We start from the raw sequence: 16546 nt of genomic DNA on the forward strand, positions 1-16546 counted from the left end.
GCCGCCGGCGCAGTTGGTGAGGGGTTCCGGCCAGGCTGACGTACTCGCGGACCCGGTTGCCCTTCCGGTCGACCTCGATGTTGGTGGTTCCGCCGGGGGCGCCCGGGTCGTAGGTGTAGTCCGCGATGTGCGGCACCGGGTTGGCCGCGGCGCCGCTGAGCTCGTGGTTGTTGACCAGCACCGAGCCGCCGTTGCGGGTGGGGAAGGAGGCGGTGCCGTCCGGGGCGCCCGGGGTCGGCTCACCCGACTCGAGCGTCGTCACGCCGGTCTGGGCGATGATCTTGTAGGAGAAGCCGTCGGGCAGCGCGAGCAGGCCCGCCGGGTCGGCGATGACGGCGCCGTAGCCGGCCGCGGAGCGGGACGTGGCCTGCGCGGCGGTGCCGGCGAGAACGTCCATGCTGCCGGCGGCAACCAGGCCGAGGCCGCCCACCGCACCGGTGCGCATCAGGTTACGGCGGGAAATGGAAGAAGTCACCGGCGTGCCTCCACGATCATTATTAACTGGGACGCCATGGACATTGTCGGGTCGACCTGACACCTCGTTTGTCGGTATGTGGCCGGACGGCCAACAGCTGGGAAACGATTGCTACGTGCGCGCAGGTTGGGCCCCCGGTCACCAGCAGGTCCGTGTCTGTTGGGGCAGGCATTCCCGGGCCGGGAAAAGCCGTGTACGCGGGGTCCCCGCAATGAATACCGAGCGTCGCCGATTCGGGTGCCGAATCCGCGAAAAAGGCTTCCGCTCTTGTTTGGTAAGCCTAAGTTTAGTTTGAAGCTCGCCGTGCGAGCGGCAGGAAGATCGTATCGACGATCTCGGTGAGGACGTCCTCGGGTACCGGCGCGAGAGTCATCAGGACCTCGTGGTGCAGGAGGTCGAACGGCAGCGACCTCACCCGGTCGGGCAGAGGTGTGGGGCCGATCTCGCCCCGCTGGGCGGCGCGGGCGTACAGGGCGTCGAGCCCGTCCTTGCGGTCCCCTCGCAGAACACGGCGCAGGTCCGCGGGGCTGGTGCCGGTCTCCTGGTAGTAGCCGGCCAGGTGGACGCTCACCAGCGTGACGAGCTGGATTCGGGTGGCGTTGACCTGCCGCATGAGCGTGAGGACGTCACCGCGCAGGCTGCCCGTGTCGGGGACGGTGATCTCGTCCCGTTCGAGGGCGCGGATGATCGTGGCGCGGACGAGCTCGTGCCGGTCGGACCAGCGGCGGTAGAGGACGGGGCGGCTGGTTCCGGCGCGCTGGACGACGGCATCCATCGTGAAGTTGGCATAGCCGTGCTCGGTCAGCTCCGCCCAGGCCGCGTCGAGCAGTGCTGCCTCCAGCGCGGCCCCGCGACGACGCTCCGTCATCTTCCCTTCGACCACTGTCTACCCATTTCGCGTTAGACACACTTGCGTATCTTACCGGGGACGCCTACGATCGCCCCCGGTAAGAAACGCCGATGTATCTTAGGTGGTCGTTCATTTGAGTACCTCCGACCGGACCGCAACCGCTGCGCAGCAGGGCCAAGCCGACCCCGACCGCATCGACCCGGTGGTGTGGCGCATGGCGATCACCGTCATCGTGGGTGCGCTGGCCGTCATCTTCGACACCACGATCGTCAGCGTCGCCATCAATGATCTCACCCGCGAGCTGGACACCTCGCTCTCCACCATCCAGTGGGTGAGCACCGGTTATCTGCTGGCCATGTTCGTCACGATCCCCGTCGCCGGGTGGGCGCAGTCCGTACTCGGCGGCAAACGGCTGTGGATCGCCGCCCTCGGTATCTTCCTGCTCGGTTCGGTCCTGTGTGCGGCTGCGTGGGATGTGCACAGCCTCATCGTGTTCCGCGTCGCGCAGGGCATCGGCGGCGGGATCATGATGCCACTCATGATCACGTTGATCATGCAGGCGGCGCGGGGAAGCAACATAGGCAAGGTCATGGCGACGATCTCGCTGCCGGCTGCCCTCGGGCCCATTCTCGGGCCGGTCCTGGGCGGCGTCATCCTGCACATCGGCGACTGGCGCTGGATGTTCCTGGTCAACATCCCCTTCTGCGTTGTCGGTGCCTGGCTCGCAGCCCGGAACCTGCCCGACGACCGGCCGCGGGGGGCCGCCCGAGCCCGCCTCGACGTCGTCGGCCTGCTGCTGGTCTCGCCGGGCGTCGCCGCCGTCATCTTCGGTCTCTCCCGGGTCGAGGGCAGCGCCGGTTTCGCCAGTGTGGAGGTCCTGCTGCCGCTGCTCGTCGGCCTCGCCCTGACCGCGGCGTTCGTGGGCTGGGCGCTGGCGCGCTCCACGACCGCGCTGGTCGACCTGCGCCTGTTCCGCCACCGCCCGCTGGCGTCATCCGCCGCCGTCGGCTTCGTTCTCGGTGGGGCCCTCTACGGCTCCATGCTGCTGCTGCCGCTGTTCTGGCAGCAGGCTCGCGGTGAGGATGCCCTTGGGGCGGGGCTGCTGCTGATCCCGCAGGGAGTCGGCACCCTGTTCTCCCGGAACCTCGCGGGCAGGTACACCGACCGGTACGGGCCCCGCTGGGTCGCGCTGACCGGATTCGCCCTCGCCTGCGTGGCCACCCTGCCGTTCGCGTTCGTCACGGCCGGCACGGGCGACGTGCCGCTGCTGGCCGCGCTCTTCGTGCGTGGGCTCGGCCTCGGCGCCGCCACCATCCCACTGGCCGGCGCCGCCTACATCGGCCTCGGCCATGCGGAGATCCCGCACGCCAGTGTCATCACCCGAGTCGGCCAGCAGATCGGCGGCTCCCTGGGCACCGCGGTCCTTGCCGTGGTCCTCCAGCACACGGCCGGGGGAGCTCACACCCCCGAGGCAGTCGCCGCCGCCTTCGGCGAGGCCTTCTGGTGGTCGATCGCCTTCACCGCCGTCGCCGTCCCGCTCTGCCTGCTGCTGCCCGGCCGCCCCACCTCGGCGTTCGTTCCCGAGGCGGCCGACGTCAACGCGGAAGTCGCTGCGCCGGCGTAGGACGGAAGCCGCCGTGCCGGCGCAGGGCAGACAAACGTCTTCAGGGCTTGCGGGCCACGCCTGCGAACAGCCAGTCGGTGCGCGGGCTGTCATCGTCCCCCGGGTTCCACTGCCACGGCCGGACAATTCCGGGTTCGACCGGGTCGAGGCCGGAGAAGAAATCCTCAATGGCGGCCCGTGGCCGGAAGATTATCGGCGATGTCGCGTTCTTGTAGGCTGCCTCCGTCCGGGCCACGCCCTCGGCCGGAGGCCCGTCCGTCGTCAGGTGCGAAAGCGTCAGGAAGGATCCGGCGGGAACCGCGCTCATGAACTCGGTGAGCAGCTCATGGGGTCGCTCGTCGTCCTGGATGAAGTGGAACAGGGCCACGGAGAGAACGGCCACGGGCCGGGAGAAATCGATGAGGGCGCCCGCGTCCGGATGGTCGAGGATCGACCGGGGCTCGCGTGCGTCCGCAGTGATTATTGTTGTCGTCTTGTTCGTCGCGAGCAGCGCGCGGCCGTGTGCCAGGACGATCGGGTCGTTGTCCACATAGACGACCCGGGCATCCGGGTTCACCTGCTGGGCGATCTCGTGCACGTTCCCCTGCGTCGGCAGGCCGGTCCCGATGTCGAGGAACTGGTCTATACCGGCGTTCGCGAGCCAGCGGGTCGCCCGCTGCAGGAAACGGCGGTTCTCCCAGACGATGTCGAACGTCATCGTCTTGCCCAGGGCGGCGTCGACCGCGGCGGCAGCCGTCCGGTCGACCTCGAAGTTGTCCTTGCCTCCGAGGAAGAAGTCGTACATGCGGGCCGGGGTCGGCCGGTCCGTCCGAAGATCGGCGTTGGGGTCACCGCCGTCCGCCTCGGACACCGCTGATTTGAAGTTCCAGCCCATCAGCCCGCCTCGCCAGCTGTCTCGTCGAATCCGGCGACCTCGATGACGCCGGTGAATGTGCATTGCGGAGCGTATCGCCTGGGATGTCCCCTCGACCTACCCGAGGTAGGTCCGCAGCGCGCCCAGTGCCTCGTCGAGGATCTCCTCAATCGTGCGCTGCTCGTCGTCCAGCCACTGCTCGTAGGCGGAAACCGCGATTGCCAGGGCAACATGACCGACGGTGCGCGGCAACAGGTCCTCAGGTGTCAGCCCGTGGCGTTCGGCGACATAGGAGGCGATGACCCGGCGCCACTGCCGGTACTTCAGCGCGGAATGGGCCATCAGCGTCGGAGTTCTCAGCAGCAGGGTCATCCGTTGCCGGTGCTGGGCCACGGCCGCCGCGTCGACATGGTTGAACGCGAGCACCGCCCGATGCACCGCCTCGTGGACGGGAATGTCCCTCGGCATGGCGGCGAGGGTCTTCTGCAGTCCGACCAGGCTCTCGTCGAACTGTCCCCATGGGATGTCGTTCTTGGACGGGTAGTACCGCAGCAGCGTCCGGCGCCCGACCCCGGCCGCCGCGGCGATCGCGTCCAGGGTGGTGGCATCGAAGCCGTGCTCGGTGAACACCGCGAAGGCGGCCCGCTCGATCGAGGCATGATCAGTGACGGGCGGGCGCCCTTTCGGCCGGCGGGCCGGGGCGTCCAGCGCGCCTGGGATGTCCGAGATGTTCGAGATGTCGGGGGTGCCCGAGGTGTCTGGGGTGTCCAGGCTGTTCACCGAAGCTCGTCACTCGAGGAGTTGAGGATTTTGGTCGTTCCCGTGACCAAGATCCTCAGATCTTGTCCAGCAGCAACTCCAGCCGCGCCAGCGGCTCGAAGCCGCGGCTCGAGGAGTTGAGGATTGCGGTTGTTCCCGCGACCAAGATCCTCAGGTCTTGCTCGGCAGCAGCGGTCATGCTCGCGGAGATCGAGCGCGGCGATGGCGCTCCTGTCAGCGCGGCGCGCCCGTGGGGTGCCACCGGGCATGGCGGAACTCTGCTGGGTGCCCAGGAGCAGGGCGAGGTCCGCGCGCATGACCCGATTCTTCCCTACCCGCGGGGCGCGATCGTGCTCGCGACCCGGGCGGTCGGGCTGGGAGCAGCGGTCGAAGGGCCCGGCCGCGCAGCGCGCCGGCCCACAGCCCGGTGCCGTAGGCGAGGTCGTCGAGGCGGCGGGCGAGCAGGAACCTGGCCGGATCAAGCCGTGGGGTGCACCGGCGGTAGTCGACCATCCCGTCGACGACCGCGGCGGCCAGCACGGCGCGGCGCAGGCGGCGGGAGACCAGGCAGCCGGCCAGGCTCAACGGCCACCAGTGACGCAGCAGCAGGCCGCTGGTCTGGCTGGCATTCGCGGCCAGTCCGTGGCGGGCGACACCAGGTGAGATCCCCGCGCGGGCGAGACGCACGGACTGGGCGGTGAGGATGGCCGCCGCGGCCGGCAGCGACCATCGTCGCTGGGCGAGCAGGGCGACGGCGACGCCCGCGCTCCACGGCGCGAAGACCGCAGGTGCCACCGCGTCGCCGTGCCGGCTGGCGAGGACGGTCGCTCCGGTGCCGTAGAACGCCTTGCGGCCCAGCCAGGCGGTGAGGCCGGTGCGGTGATCGTGCCGGGCGGTCACGGCGGGCTCGTGCCGCACCTGCCAGCCGGCGGCGGCCAGCCGCCAGACCAGGTCGACGTCCTCGGCGACCCGTTGGCCGTCGGTGAAGGTGAAACCGGCGCCGAGCGTGGCGACCCGGGCCATCAGGCACGCGGCGGGCACCCAGCCGACCGCGGAGCGAGGATGCACCAGCGCGGCCACGGGGCCCATGTCGAGTGAGGAGCGGGCATCCTCGTAGCGCCCGATCCAGTTCGTGCCGCCCGGCTCGGCCAGACCGAGGACGCGGGGTGCCACGGCGGCGACCTGAGGCTGGTGGAAGTGGCGGGCCAGCATGGCGAGCGCCGCCGGCTCGACGACGACATCCGAGTCGACGAAGACGACCAGCGGTGTGGTCACCTGCGCGAGCCCGGCGTTGCGGGCCGTCGCCGGGCCGCGGTTGGCTGGCAGGGCGACGAGCTCCGCACCATGCCGGTCGGCCACCCGCGCGATGGGCGCCGGGTCACGTGAGCAGTCGTCGACGACGATCACCCTGAGCTGTCCGGCGAGGCCGGACAGCAGGCGGTCGAGCGGCCCGTCCCGGTCGCGGACCGGGACGACCACCGTGACCGCGGACAGCTCGGCCGGTGGCAGCTCGTCGAGCACCGGGTTCGCCACGCCGCTGGCGAGCAGCCGGTCGGCGAGCTGCGCGGACGTCGCGTCGACCACCCGCAGCCGGCGTCCGTCCAGGTAGCGTGCCGCGCGTTCGTTGAGGCGGAGCAGCCGCATCGGCGCACCGCCGACCAGCACCCGGCCGCCGTCGGAGACCCGGACGCGCTCCCCGAGCTCGACGACGAGCCCCAGGCCGACACCGGGATCCCTGTCGACACCGGTGCCAACGCCGGTACCGACACCAGTGCCAGTGCCAGTGCCAGTGCCAGTTCCAGTGCCAGTGCCAGTTCCAGTTCCAGTGCCGGTGCCGGTGCTCATCCGCGGAATCCGCCTTCGGCGCTGACGACGGAGCCGGTCAGCACCCCTCCGGCGACCGAACAGCAGAAGGCGATGGTCTCGGCGATCTCGCCGGGGTCGATCAGCCGGCCGGTGAGCTGCCCGGAGGCGAAGGACTCGACGCCGTCCAGGTCGTACAGCGCCGCGGTGGCGGCCAGCATCGCGGTGCGGGTCGAACCGGGTGAGACCGCCACCGCGGTGACACCCGTACCGACGAGATCGGCGGCGAGGCCGCGGACGAGGCCGATGACGGCGTGCTTGGCCATGCTGTAACCGGCCAGGTGGAACAGCCCGCGGGTGCCGGCGGCGGAGGCGACGGCGGTGAAGCGACAACCGCCCGGGTCGGGCCCGGCCAGCATGTGCGGCACGCAGGCGGCGGCGGTGTTCCACACCCCCAGGACGTCGACATCCCACAGGGTCTGCACGTGCGTGGCCGGGGTCTCCCACAGCGGCTGGCCGCCGACCATCACGGCGGCGGCGGCGACCGCCGCGTCGAGACGGCCGAAACGCTCGACGGCCGTGGCCGCCGCCGCGTCGAGGGCGGCGCGGTCACGCACGTCGGCGAGCACGGTGTGGATCTGGTCGGGGTGCGCGGCGCGCAGGGCCGCCAGCTGCTCGCGGCTCGCCAGCGGGTAGTCGACCCCGGGCAGGTCCGTGGCGGTGTCGCCGGCACCGCTGTCGACCGCGACGACCCGGTAGCCGCGCCGGCACAGGGCCCGGACGGTCTCGGCGCCGATTCCGCGGCCGGCGCCGGTGACCAGCGCGACCCGCCCGGTGTCGGGCGGTCCGGAGTCGACCCGCCCGGTGTCGGGCCGGTCGCCGCTCACGGCTGACGCTCCGCGGTCAGCCGAGGACGCAGCCGGCCGTGCTGGTCCGGTTCGCCGTGGTCGATGAGGGCGGACACGTTCTCGATGATTGCCCGCAGCAGTTCCTCGCCGGCCCGGGCGCTGGCCGCGGTCGGGTCACCGAGCACGCCGGACGGCGCTACGGCCGCCACCCCGCCGGCGGCGATGGCGGGCATCAGCTCGGCAAGCGGGGCGGTGTTGCCGGGCTGGGCCCGGCGCATCCGCACCTGTTCCGGCGCCAGGTGCAGCATGAGGGACGTCTCGGTGAACCCGGCATGTGAATCGGTCGCCGCGTCGCGGCCGGCGTCGTCGTGCCCGGCGTCGTCGTGCCCGGCACTGCCGCGGCTGGCACTGTCGCGACCGGCACCGCTGGCGAGCCAGGCCACGTCGTGGCCTTCGTGGCGCAGCTGGCTGACGGCCTCGGCGAGTCCGCGCAGGTTGCCGCCGTGCGCGTTGACGAACACGATCGGTCCGCTCCAGTCCCGCATCGAGCGGACCAGCTCGACCAGCAGCAGCCGCAGCGCCTGCGTGCCGATGGACATCGTGCCCGGAAACCCCTGGTGCTCCCCGCTGGCCGTGTAGATGACCGGCGGGGCGACCAGCACCGGCACGGCGGCGCCGTGCTGGCGCAGGTGCTGATGCTGGCGCAGGTGCTCGGCCGCGCCTTCGGCCACCGCCACCGCGATCGTGGTGTCGGTGGTCAACGGCAGGTGCGGCCCGTGCTGTTCGCAGGAGCCCACCGGGACCAGCACCAGCGGCGCCGTCGGCACGGCGGGCCACGCCCGCGCCGCCAGCGCCACCGGCGCTCCCGATGGCATCGTCACTGCGCCGGCACCGACACCGGCTCTGGCGCGGACACCGACTCCGCTGCGGGCACCGGCTCTGGCGCGGACACCGACTCCGCTGCGGGCACCGACTCCGGCGACGATGTCGGCGCGGGCACGACGCCGAGCGTGCGGGAGAAGCCGCTGGGGATCAGGACGTCGTCCGGGGTCAGGTCGTGGATGGACGAGTGGCCGAGCGCGAGTAGCGCCGAGTCGATCCCGTTGCGCAGGACGTCCAGGACGTTCTCCACGCCGGCCTGCCCGTTCGCGGCCAGGGCCCACAGGTAGGCGCGGCCGATCATGACGGCCCGTGCGCCGAGCGCCAGGGCCTTCACGACGTCACCGCCGCGGCGGATGCCGCTGTCCATCACCACTTCGATGTCCCCGCCGACGGCCTCGACGACCGCGCGCAGGGCACGGATCGGGGCCGGGGTGCTGTCGAGGTTGTTGCCGCCGTGGTTGGAGACGGAGATCGCGCTGACACCGGCGTCGCGGGCACGCAGGGCGTCGTCCACCCGGCTGACGCCCTTGAGCATGAACGGCCCATCCCACTGCTGGCGCAGCCAGGCGATGTCGTCCCAGCTCGGCGGGGGTGTCTGCATCCATTCGCCGTAGGCGCCGAAGAAGGTGGGCACCGGCTGGCCGGGTTCGGCCAGGTTCGGCACCGACAGGTCGGGGAGCTTGCCGGTGCGCAGGTAGCTCGCCAGCCAGGCCGGCCGGGACAGGCCCTGCGGAGCCATCTTCACCATGGTCAACAGGTCGAGCCGTTCGGGGATCCAGGGGCTGCCCCAGTCGCGGCTGTGCGAGAACGACCAGTCGAGGGTCACGATGAGGCCGACCGCGCCGCCCTCGCGGGCGCGTTCGAGCCGGCGGACCATCGACTCCCGGGTGCCCATCCAGTAGATCTGGAAGAACGTGCGCGGGTTGGCGGCGACGACGTCCGCCAGCGGCTTGCTGGCGAACGAGCTCAGGCCCATCGCGGTGCCGCGGGCCGCGGCGGCCCGGGCGACGGCGACCTCCCCGTCGGGGTGGACGGCCTGGACACCGGTCGGGGAGATGATGACCGGCAGCGAGATCTCCTGGCCGAGGACGGTCGTCGCCAGCTCACGCTTTTCCTTCAGCCCGGCCACGTGCGGGGCGAAACCGAGCTCGTCGAACGCGCCGGTGTTGTCGCGGTAGGTCACACCGGCTTCCGAACCGGCCAGCAGTGCGCTGTACACCGATTTCGGGAGCCGGCGCTGCGCGCGCCGCTGCGCTTCGGCGACTGATTCGAACCAAGCGTTACCCATGCTCCACCTTCTTGAATGTCCTGCCGGTGCTTCAGCGCGCCGGGGTGAATCCCGCCAGCGGGTTCTCGGCGCACGCGGAGACCGGCGGAGCCGCCGGAGCCGCCGGAGCCGCCGGGGTGGCCGCGTCCGGCCGGGTGCCGAGCTGGAGCAGCACCGGCTCGCGCCGTCCGGCGGGTTCCCGCCGGTGCGAGTGGTCGAGGCTCAGTGCCGGGACGGTCCGCTGCGGGTCGGCCAGCGCGGCCTGCCCGTAACCCTGGACGCATTCGGGATCCGGCCCGTCCAGGGGCAGGCCGGTGAAGAACTTCGCCGCCATGCAGCCGCCGCGGCACACGTCGTAGTGCTGGCACGCCGAACAGGCCCCGCCGCCCTGCGGTTCGCGCAGCCGGCCGAACAGCTCACTGGTTCGCCACACCTGGGCGAAACCGCCGTCGGTGACGATGTTCCCGGCACGGAACGTCTCGTGGATCGTGAATGGGCAGGCGTAGACGTCGCCGACCGGGTCGATGAGGCAGACCACTCGCCCCGCCCCGCACAGGTTCAGCCCGGGCAGTTTCTCGCCGAAGCCGGCGAGGTGGAAGAAGGAGTCGCCGGTGAGCACCTTCTCGCCGGCCCGTACCAGCCATTCGTAGAGGTCACGCTGCTGGTCGTGGGTGGGATGGAGCTCGTCCCACACGTCCGCGCCGCGCCCCGACGGGCGCAGCCGGGTGAGCCGCAGGGTCGCGCCGTGATCGTCCGCGATGCGCTTGAACTCGTCGAGCTGGTCGACGTTGTGCCGGGTGACGACAACCGAGATCTTCGCGTCCCGGAAACCGGCGGTGGTCAGGTTGTCCAGCGCCCGCAGCGCCATCGCGTACGAGCCCTCGCCGCGAACCTGGTCGTTCACCGCCGCGGTGGCGCCGTCGAGGGAGACCTGGACATCCACGTAGTCGGTCGAGGCGAGGTAGCGGGCCCGAGCGGCGTCGATCCGCACGCCGTTGGTGGAGAACTTCACCCCGACCTGGTGGTTGACGGCGTATTCGAGCAGGTGCCAGAAGTCGGGGCGCACGGTCGGCTCGCCGCCGCCGACGTTGACGTAGAAGACCTGCATCGCCTGCAGCTCGTCGATGATCGACTCGCACTGCTCGGTGCTGAGCTCCCGCGGGTCACGCCGGCCGGACGCCGACAGGCAGTGCACGCACGACAGGTTGCAGGCGTACGTCAGTTCCCAGGTCAGGCAGATCGGTGCGGCCAGGCCGCGTTCGAACCGCGCCACCAGCGGCATCGCCCGCTCGGTCGCCGCGAGCCCGGTGCTCGCGGGCTCGGTCAGGAGGGTCATCCGGGTTCTCCCTGTTCTCCCGCTGGCTGTTCCGCGGCTGGCTGTCGGGGACGGATCACGTCGGCGTCGGCCAGCCCGCGCAGCGCGGCGGCGAACGACGCCCACTGTTCGGCGGGGACACCGGCTCGGCGCAGGGCGGTGCGGGCGTCGGGCGCGTCGCCGAGGCCTCGCACCACCTCGACCAGCTCCCTGCGCTTCAGGAAGATCAGGCGGCGGTTGCCGAAGTGGTACGCGAGCGCCCCGAACGACTCGGGGCGCAGCGCAACGGACCGGGACAGCTCCCAGGCCGCGTCGAGGGTTTGGTCCTCGAGGGTGTCAGTAGACACCGCACATCCCGTCGATCGAGACCTCCTCGATCAGGGTGTCCTCGACCAGCGGTGCCTCGGCGCCGTGGACGTGGTGGATCTGCGCGGCGGGGCCGGTGGGGACGCCGGGGCCGGTGGTGCCGACCTGCTCCGCCTCGACCTGGGTGCTGGGCCTGCGCATGTTGCCTCCTCGTGTCACGTACCGGTGGTCACGGACCGGCCGGCAGCCGGCGCGCTCGGTGGTGTGTGGTCACATTAATGGCACCTGTGGCTAAAATAAAGCCCCATGAGGCCACCGCCCGGGTTGTTACCGCCGTTACCCGTCCTGTCCGCCCTGCCTGCCCTGCTGGCGCTGCTCGCCGACAGGGCCGCACCCCCGAGCCGTCGGGAGGGCCGATGAGCGGCTCCCAGCAGGCAACAGACACCGACCGCTACGCCGGCAGGCGGGTGAAACGGGTCGAGGACGCACGGCTTCTCACCGGGCGGGGCACCTTCGTCGACGACGTGGTGCGTCCCGGCATGCTGCACGTGAACTTCGTGCGCAGCCCGATCGCACGGGCCCGGATCACCGGCATCGACATCTCCGAGGCACTCGCCCTCGACGGCGTGTACGCGGTCCTCACCGCCGCCGACATCAACCCCTACGTCCACGAGCAGTGGTTCAGCCTGGAAGGGCGCCACGCGCCGGACACCCCCCGCCCGCCGCTGGCCGAGGGCGAGGTGCGCCACGTCGGTGACCCGGTGGCGATGATCATCGCGCAGGACCGCTACGTCGCCGAGGACGCCGCCGAGCTGGTGATCGTCGACTACGACCCACTGCCGCCGGTGGTCGACTACGCCACCGCGTTCGATTCGTCCGAGCTGGTCCACGAGGCGTACCCGGGAAACCTCGTCGGGCAGATCGGTGGCCGGCCGATGGCCGACCTCGCGCCCACCTTCGACAACGCCCCGCACGTGGTGAGCGAGACGTACCACCAGCAAGCCTACTGCGCGATGCCGATGGAGACCCGCGGCATCGTCACCGAATGGTCGCCGTCCGACGGGACGATGACGATCTGGACGGCGACGCAGTCCCCGCACGAGGTGCGCGGGTTCTGCGCCCGCCTGCTCGCGATCCCCGAGCACTCGGTGCGGGTCGTCATGCGTGACACCGGCGGCGGTTTCGGGCAGAAGGTGCTGCCGCTGCGCGAGGACATGTGCCTGATGATCGCGGCGACGAAGGTGCCCGCCCCGCTGAAGTGGATCGAGGACAGGCAGGAGCACCTGCTCGCGGCCGGCCAGGCCCGCCACGAGCACGGCGAGGCGCGGATGGCCTTCGACGACGACGGCCGCATCCTCGCCGCCACCATCGACCACGTGCAGGACGCCGGCGCCTACCCGTCACCGAACCCGGTGGGCAGCGGCATCGCGGTCGGGCTGATCTTCCCCGGGCCGTACCGCATACCCGAGGGGACGTTCAACTCCCGGTTCGCCTTCTCCAACACCAGCGGGCGGGTCGCCTACCGTGGCCCGTGGCAGTTCGAGTCGGTCGCCCGTGAGTGCCTCCTCGACGTCGCCGCCCGCCAGATCGGCATCGACCCCGTCGAGCTGCGCCGCAAGAACATGCTGCGCCGCGACGAGCTGCCGACGGCGAACTGCAACGGCATGCCCTACAGCGACATCACGCCGCTGGAGACGTTCGAGCAGGCGCTGGAGATCCTCGACTACGACGCGTTCCGCCGCGAGCAGGAGCAGGCGCGGGCCGCCGGCCGCTACATCGGCGTCGGCACCTGCACCTACGTGGAGCCGACCGCGGGCGCGAGCGCGCTGTACGGCACCGAGGGCGCGACGATCCGGGTCGAGCCGTCCGGCAAGGTCAACGTGTACGTGGCCGGCGGCTCGTGCGGCAACAGCCTGGAGACCACGGTCATCCAGCTCACCGCCGACGCCCTCGGCGTCGACATCGCGGACGTCAGCAGCATCCAGGGGGACACCGCCGTCACCCCGTTCGGTGGCGGCACGGGCGGCAGCCGCTCGGGCCCGATGACCGCCGGCGCGGTCAACCAGACCGCCACCGAGCTGCGCGGACGGATCCTGGCCCTGGCCGCCCACCTGCTCGGCGGCGTCCCGGTCGACGAGGTCGAGTTCACCCGCGGCGTCGCCTCGGTGAAGGGCAGCCCCGAGAAGCAGGTGACGCTGGCGGAGATCGCCGACACCGCCTACTTCAAGTCCGGCTCGCTGCCCGCGGAGCTGTCCGTGGGCCTGGAGGTCAGTGGACGGTTCCGGGCCCAGCACCTCATGCTGTGGGCCAACGCGACGCACGTGTGCACCTGCGAGGTCGACATCGTCACCGGCGAGGTGAAGCTGCTGCGCTACATCGTCAGTGAGGACTGCGGGCCTATGATCAACCCGAACGTCGTGGAGGGCCAGATCTTCGGCGGCACCGTCCAGGGCATCGGTGGCGCGCTCTACGAGGAGCTCGCCTACGACGATGCCGGCAACCCCGTCACCACCACGTTCATGGACTACCTGCTGCCGACCGCGGCGGAGGTGCCCACGATCGAGCTCGGGCACGTCGAGACACCCAGCATCGGCCCCGGCGGCTACAAGGGCGTCGGTGAGGGTGGCGCCATCGGGGCCCCACCCGCGGTGATCAACGCGGTCGCCGACGCGCTCGCGCCGTTCGGCGTGCGTATCTCCCGGCTGCCGCTGACCCCGGCGACGATCGTCAACCTGCTGGAGGAAGCGGCCCAGCGCGGCGCGGCCGGCGCGGCTGCCGCGGCCGGCGCGGCGCGGACGGCGGTGGCGGGATGAAGCCGGCGACGTTCGAATACCACGCGCCGACCAGCGCCGAGGAAGCCGTCGGCCTGCTCGCCGACCTGGACGACGCGAAGGCCCTCGCCGGCGGCCAGAGCCTGGTGCCGATGCTGGCCCTGCGGCTGGCGGTCTTCGAGAACCTCGTCGACCTGCGCCGCGTCGACGAGCTGCGCGGCATCGAGACGCGCGACGGGTCGGTGTGGATCGGTGCCGGCACCACCCAGGCGACCATCGGGCGCTCCGAGTCGATCGGCCTCAACGTGCCGCTGCTCGCCCGGGCCACCCCGCTGATCGGCCACCTCCAGATCCGCAGTCGCGGGACCATCGGCGGCTCCATCGCCCATGCCGACGCCTCCGCCGAATACCCGGCGGTCGCGCTCGCCCTGGACGTCGAGCTCGACGCACTGTCACCCCGCGGGCGCCGCACCATCCCCGCCGCCGAGTTCTTCACCGGCACGTGGAGCACCGAGCTGGAGGAAGACGAGCTGCTCACCGGCATCACCTTCCCGGTCTGGCAGGGCCGCGCCGGGTTCGCCGTCGAGGAGTTCGCCCGTCGTCACGGCGACTTCGCGATGGCCGGTGCCTGCGTCGCCGTCGGTGTCGGCGCGGACGGGCGGATCGACCGGTGCGCCATCTCACTGTTCGGCCTGGGCCCGTGCGCCCGCCGGGCGACGGAGGTGGAGACGGAGCTGATCGGCACATCACCCGCCGACAGCGACGCCGACGAGATCGGGCGGACCGCCATGGCCGGCCTCGACTCGGTTCCCACCGACCTGCACGGGTCGGCCAGCTATCGCAAGCGCGTGGGCGCGGCCATGGTGGCCCGGGCCTGGCGGCGGGCCTTACAGGAGGCGGTCGGTGACTGACGTCGACATCCAGGTACGGGTCAACGGGATCGCGCGGCGGGCCAGTGTGCCGCCGCGGCTCATCCTCGCCGACTTCCTCCGGGTCAACTGCGGGTTGACCGGCACGCATCTGGGCTGCGAGCACGGTGTCTGCGGCGCCTGCTCGGTGCTCCTCGACGGTGAGGCCGTCCGCGCCTGCCTGATCTTCGCCGTGCAGGCCGACGGCGCCGAGATCACGACCGTGGAGGGGCTGGCGGAACCCGACGGCGAGCTCTCCGTCGTCCAGGCCGCCTTCCGTGATCACCACGGCCTGCAGTGCGGGTTCTGCACACCGGGATTCGTCGTCTCGGTGACGGCCTTCCTCGAGGAGAACCCGAAGCCCACCGACGACGAGATCCGGGACGCGCTGTCCGGGAACCTCTGCCGCTGCACCGGGTACCAGGGAATCATCAACGCCGTCCGGGCCGCGGCGGAAGCCCTGGCCGAAAGCGGCGGCTCCGCCAGCCGTGACGCCACCGCGAAGGAAACCGAATGAAACTGGAGAACACGCTCAGTATTCCCGTGCCGGCGGACGAGGCCTGGCGGGTGCTGCTGGACGTCGAACGCATCACGCCGTGCGTCCCCGGCGCGGTGCTCACGTCCAAGGACGGCGACAGCTACCAGGGCAAGATCAAGGTCAAGGTGGGCCCGGTCGGCCTGACCTACAACGGCACGATCAAGTTCGTCACGCAGGACGAGGTCGCCAAGGTCGCGGTGCTGGAAGCCAGCGGCCGGGAGCTGCGCGGGAACGGAACCGCCAAGGCGCTGGTCACCTGCCGGCTGGTGGACTCCGGTGACTCGTCCACCAACGTCGAGGTCGAGACCGACCTGGACATCACCGGAAAGCCCGCGCAGTTCGGCCGCGGGGTGCTCGCCGAGGTCGCCGGAACCCTGGTCGGAAAGTTCGCGACGAACCTCGCCAACGAGCTGACCGCGACCCCCGCCGCGAGCAGCGCGCCCGCCGAAACCCCGGCCGCCCCGGTCCCGGCCGCCGCGGTGCCGGCTGTACCGGCTGTACCGGCTGTACCGACGGCGGCGGGCGGTTCCGCGGAACCGCCCGCCGCGGAACCGGAGGCGCCATCGGCGCCCGAGGCGCCGATGGCCGAGCCCCTCGACCTGCTGGCCGCGGCGAGTACCGGACTGCTCACCAAGCTCACGCCGCTGCTCATCCGCCTCGCGCCGCTCGCGCGCTATCTCCCGCTCGCGCGTTCCGCGGCGGCACCGGCCGGCGCGGTGCTGCTGGTCGTCGCACTGCTGCGACGCAAGCCGCGCCCCATCGTGGTCAACGTGGTGCTTCCGCCCGCCCCGGGCACGAAGCGCTGACATTGCCCGCGCGGCTCAGATAGTCCTGGGAGTCGTCGGCGGTCGGTTCCGCGGAACCGACCGCCGGCCTCCGACCGGCGCCGGCTCTAGCGGGCCGCGCCAGCCGCGGCCTGGAACCACACGTTCTCCTCGACCAGGCGCCGGCTCTTCCAGCCCTCGTCGGTCCGAACCATCTCGTGGTTGTAGAAGCCGCCGCAGTAGCTCAGCTCGGTCGTCCCCGGCAGGCGCATGGGGTTGTAGAACATGGCCAGCACCTTCGCGGTGTCGCCGGCAAGCTCGATCTCGATGTTGGTGATGTAGTGCTGCGTCATCGGGAGCATGCCGACGCCGTTCTTCAGCCAGATCTCCATCTCGTCGCGTGAGCCGAAGCTGGTGTCCGACGAGCTGGCCGCGCGGAAATCAAGGAATGCGTCCTTGGTGAAAACCGTCCGCCACAGATCCCAGTCCTTGGTGTCGACACCCCGGGCGTACCGGGCCAACACCTCGTGAATCTCGATCTTGTCGGCCAGGTCCTGTAAGGACATGAGGCTCCTTTCTCGAA

Annotated in this window: 18 protein-coding genes; 5 read left to right on the top strand and 13 right to left on the bottom strand. The window is 71.3% G+C overall.

What is annotated here, in order from left to right; genetic code table 11:
• On the bottom strand, positions 1 to 475 hold a 475-nt coding region (locus tag FREUN1FDRAFT_RS18450; RefSeq protein WP_006541644.1), incomplete at its 3' end, for an alkaline phosphatase PhoX.
• A 286-nt stretch (positions 476 to 761) separates the two neighbouring features.
• Positions 762 to 1343, bottom strand: a complete 582-nt coding sequence (locus FREUN1FDRAFT_RS18455) for a TetR/AcrR family transcriptional regulator (RefSeq protein WP_006541645.1) — start codon at positions 1341 to 1343, stop codon at positions 762 to 764.
• Positions 1344 to 1458: 115 nt separating this feature from the next.
• On the opposite strand from FREUN1FDRAFT_RS18455, the gene FREUN1FDRAFT_RS18460 reads away from it, so the two are divergent.
• Positions 1459 to 2949: an MDR family MFS transporter gene (locus FREUN1FDRAFT_RS18460; RefSeq protein WP_006541646.1), complete on the top strand. Its 1491-nt coding sequence runs from the start codon at positions 1459 to 1461 to the stop codon at positions 2947 to 2949.
• 40 nt (positions 2950 to 2989) lie between these two features.
• On the opposite strand, the gene FREUN1FDRAFT_RS18465 is transcribed toward FREUN1FDRAFT_RS18460, so the two are convergent.
• From FREUN1FDRAFT_RS18465 to mftA, 10 genes are all read right to left on the bottom strand, one after another.
• Positions 2990 to 3823, bottom strand: a complete 834-nt coding sequence (locus tag FREUN1FDRAFT_RS18465; RefSeq protein WP_006541647.1) for an SAM-dependent methyltransferase — start codon at positions 3821 to 3823, stop codon at positions 2990 to 2992.
• A 96-nt stretch (positions 3824 to 3919) separates the two neighbouring features.
• On the bottom strand, positions 3920 to 4582 hold the full coding sequence (gene mftR, locus FREUN1FDRAFT_RS18470) for a mycofactocin system transcriptional regulator (protein ID WP_006541648.1): 663 nt from the start codon (positions 4580 to 4582) through the stop codon (positions 3920 to 3922).
• A gap of 55 nt (positions 4583 to 4637) precedes the next feature.
• A complete protein-coding gene (locus FREUN1FDRAFT_RS47430; protein ID WP_006541649.1) occupies positions 4638 to 4760 on the bottom strand; it encodes a hypothetical protein in 123 nt (40 codons plus the stop codon).
• Between the two features lie 35 nt (positions 4761 to 4795).
• Positions 4796 to 6406: a mycofactocin biosynthesis glycosyltransferase MftF gene (gene mftF, locus FREUN1FDRAFT_RS18475; protein WP_006541650.1), complete on the bottom strand. Its 1611-nt coding sequence runs from the start codon at positions 6404 to 6406 to the stop codon at positions 4796 to 4798.
• Complete coding sequence (locus tag FREUN1FDRAFT_RS18480) at positions 6403 to 7251, bottom strand: mycofactocin-coupled SDR family oxidoreductase (protein WP_006541651.1); 849 nt, start codon at positions 7249 to 7251, stop codon at positions 6403 to 6405. Before FREUN1FDRAFT_RS18480 ends, mftF begins: the two co-directional genes overlap by 4 nt.
• Positions 7248 to 8087 (bottom strand): mycofactocin biosynthesis peptidyl-dipeptidase MftE, encoded by an 840-nt coding sequence (gene mftE, locus FREUN1FDRAFT_RS18485; protein WP_035952216.1) that lies wholly within the window; start codon positions 8085 to 8087, stop codon positions 7248 to 7250. Before mftE ends, FREUN1FDRAFT_RS18480 begins: the two co-directional genes overlap by 4 nt.
• 2 nt (positions 8088 to 8089) lie before the next feature.
• Entirely contained in the window at positions 8090 to 9382 is a 1293-nt protein-coding gene (gene mftD, locus FREUN1FDRAFT_RS18490; RefSeq protein WP_006541653.1) for a pre-mycofactocin synthase MftD, read from the bottom strand.
• 31 nt (positions 9383 to 9413) lie between these two features.
• The gene (gene mftC, locus FREUN1FDRAFT_RS18495) at positions 9414 to 10697 is read right to left on the bottom strand and encodes a mycofactocin radical SAM maturase (RefSeq protein ID WP_006541654.1); all 1284 of its coding nucleotides are present in this window, start codon (positions 10695 to 10697) and stop codon (positions 9414 to 9416) included.
• Complete coding sequence (gene mftB / locus FREUN1FDRAFT_RS18500; protein WP_006541655.1) at positions 10694 to 11023, bottom strand: mycofactocin biosynthesis chaperone MftB; 330 nt, start codon at positions 11021 to 11023, stop codon at positions 10694 to 10696. Before mftB ends, mftC begins: the two co-directional genes overlap by 4 nt.
• Positions 11013 to 11183, bottom strand: a complete 171-nt coding sequence (mftA, locus tag FREUN1FDRAFT_RS40685; RefSeq protein ID WP_006541656.1) for a mycofactocin precursor MftA — start codon at positions 11181 to 11183, stop codon at positions 11013 to 11015. Before mftA ends, mftB begins: the two co-directional genes overlap by 11 nt.
• A 215-nt stretch (positions 11184 to 11398) precedes the next feature.
• Here mftA and FREUN1FDRAFT_RS18505 point away from each other — a divergent pair, with 215 nt between their 5' ends.
• From FREUN1FDRAFT_RS18505 to FREUN1FDRAFT_RS18520, 4 genes are read left to right on the top strand one after another with little or no spacing between them, the layout of a single operon-like run.
• Positions 11399 to 13795, top strand: coding sequence for a xanthine dehydrogenase family protein molybdopterin-binding subunit (locus FREUN1FDRAFT_RS18505; RefSeq protein WP_006541657.1), 2397 nt, complete (start codon positions 11399 to 11401; stop codon positions 13793 to 13795).
• Positions 13792 to 14664 carry a xanthine dehydrogenase family protein subunit M gene (locus FREUN1FDRAFT_RS18510; protein ID WP_006541658.1) on the top strand — a complete coding sequence of 291 codons (873 nt, stop codon included), beginning with the start codon at positions 13792 to 13794 and terminating at the stop codon, positions 14662 to 14664. The genes FREUN1FDRAFT_RS18505 and FREUN1FDRAFT_RS18510 overlap by 4 nt, the downstream gene beginning before the upstream one ends.
• Positions 14657 to 15178 carry a (2Fe-2S)-binding protein gene (locus tag FREUN1FDRAFT_RS18515; RefSeq protein ID WP_006541659.1) on the top strand — a complete coding sequence of 174 codons (522 nt, stop codon included), beginning with the start codon at positions 14657 to 14659 and terminating at the stop codon, positions 15176 to 15178. The genes FREUN1FDRAFT_RS18510 and FREUN1FDRAFT_RS18515 overlap by 8 nt, the downstream gene beginning before the upstream one ends.
• Entirely contained in the window at positions 15175 to 16005 is an 831-nt protein-coding gene (locus FREUN1FDRAFT_RS18520; RefSeq protein ID WP_006541660.1) for an SRPBCC family protein, read from the top strand. Before FREUN1FDRAFT_RS18515 ends, FREUN1FDRAFT_RS18520 begins: the two co-directional genes overlap by 4 nt.
• 86 nt (positions 16006 to 16091) lie before the next feature.
• Here the strand turns inward: FREUN1FDRAFT_RS18520 and FREUN1FDRAFT_RS18525 are convergent, their stop codons facing one another.
• Positions 16092 to 16529, bottom strand: a complete 438-nt coding sequence (locus FREUN1FDRAFT_RS18525) for a nuclear transport factor 2 family protein (RefSeq protein WP_006541661.1) — start codon at positions 16527 to 16529, stop codon at positions 16092 to 16094.
• Between the last annotated feature and the right edge of the window lie 17 nt (positions 16530 to 16546).

The sequence above is a fragment of the Parafrankia sp. EUN1f genome, assembly GCF_000177675.1.
GTDB lineage: Bacteria > Actinomycetota > Actinomycetes > Frankiales > Frankiaceae > Parafrankia.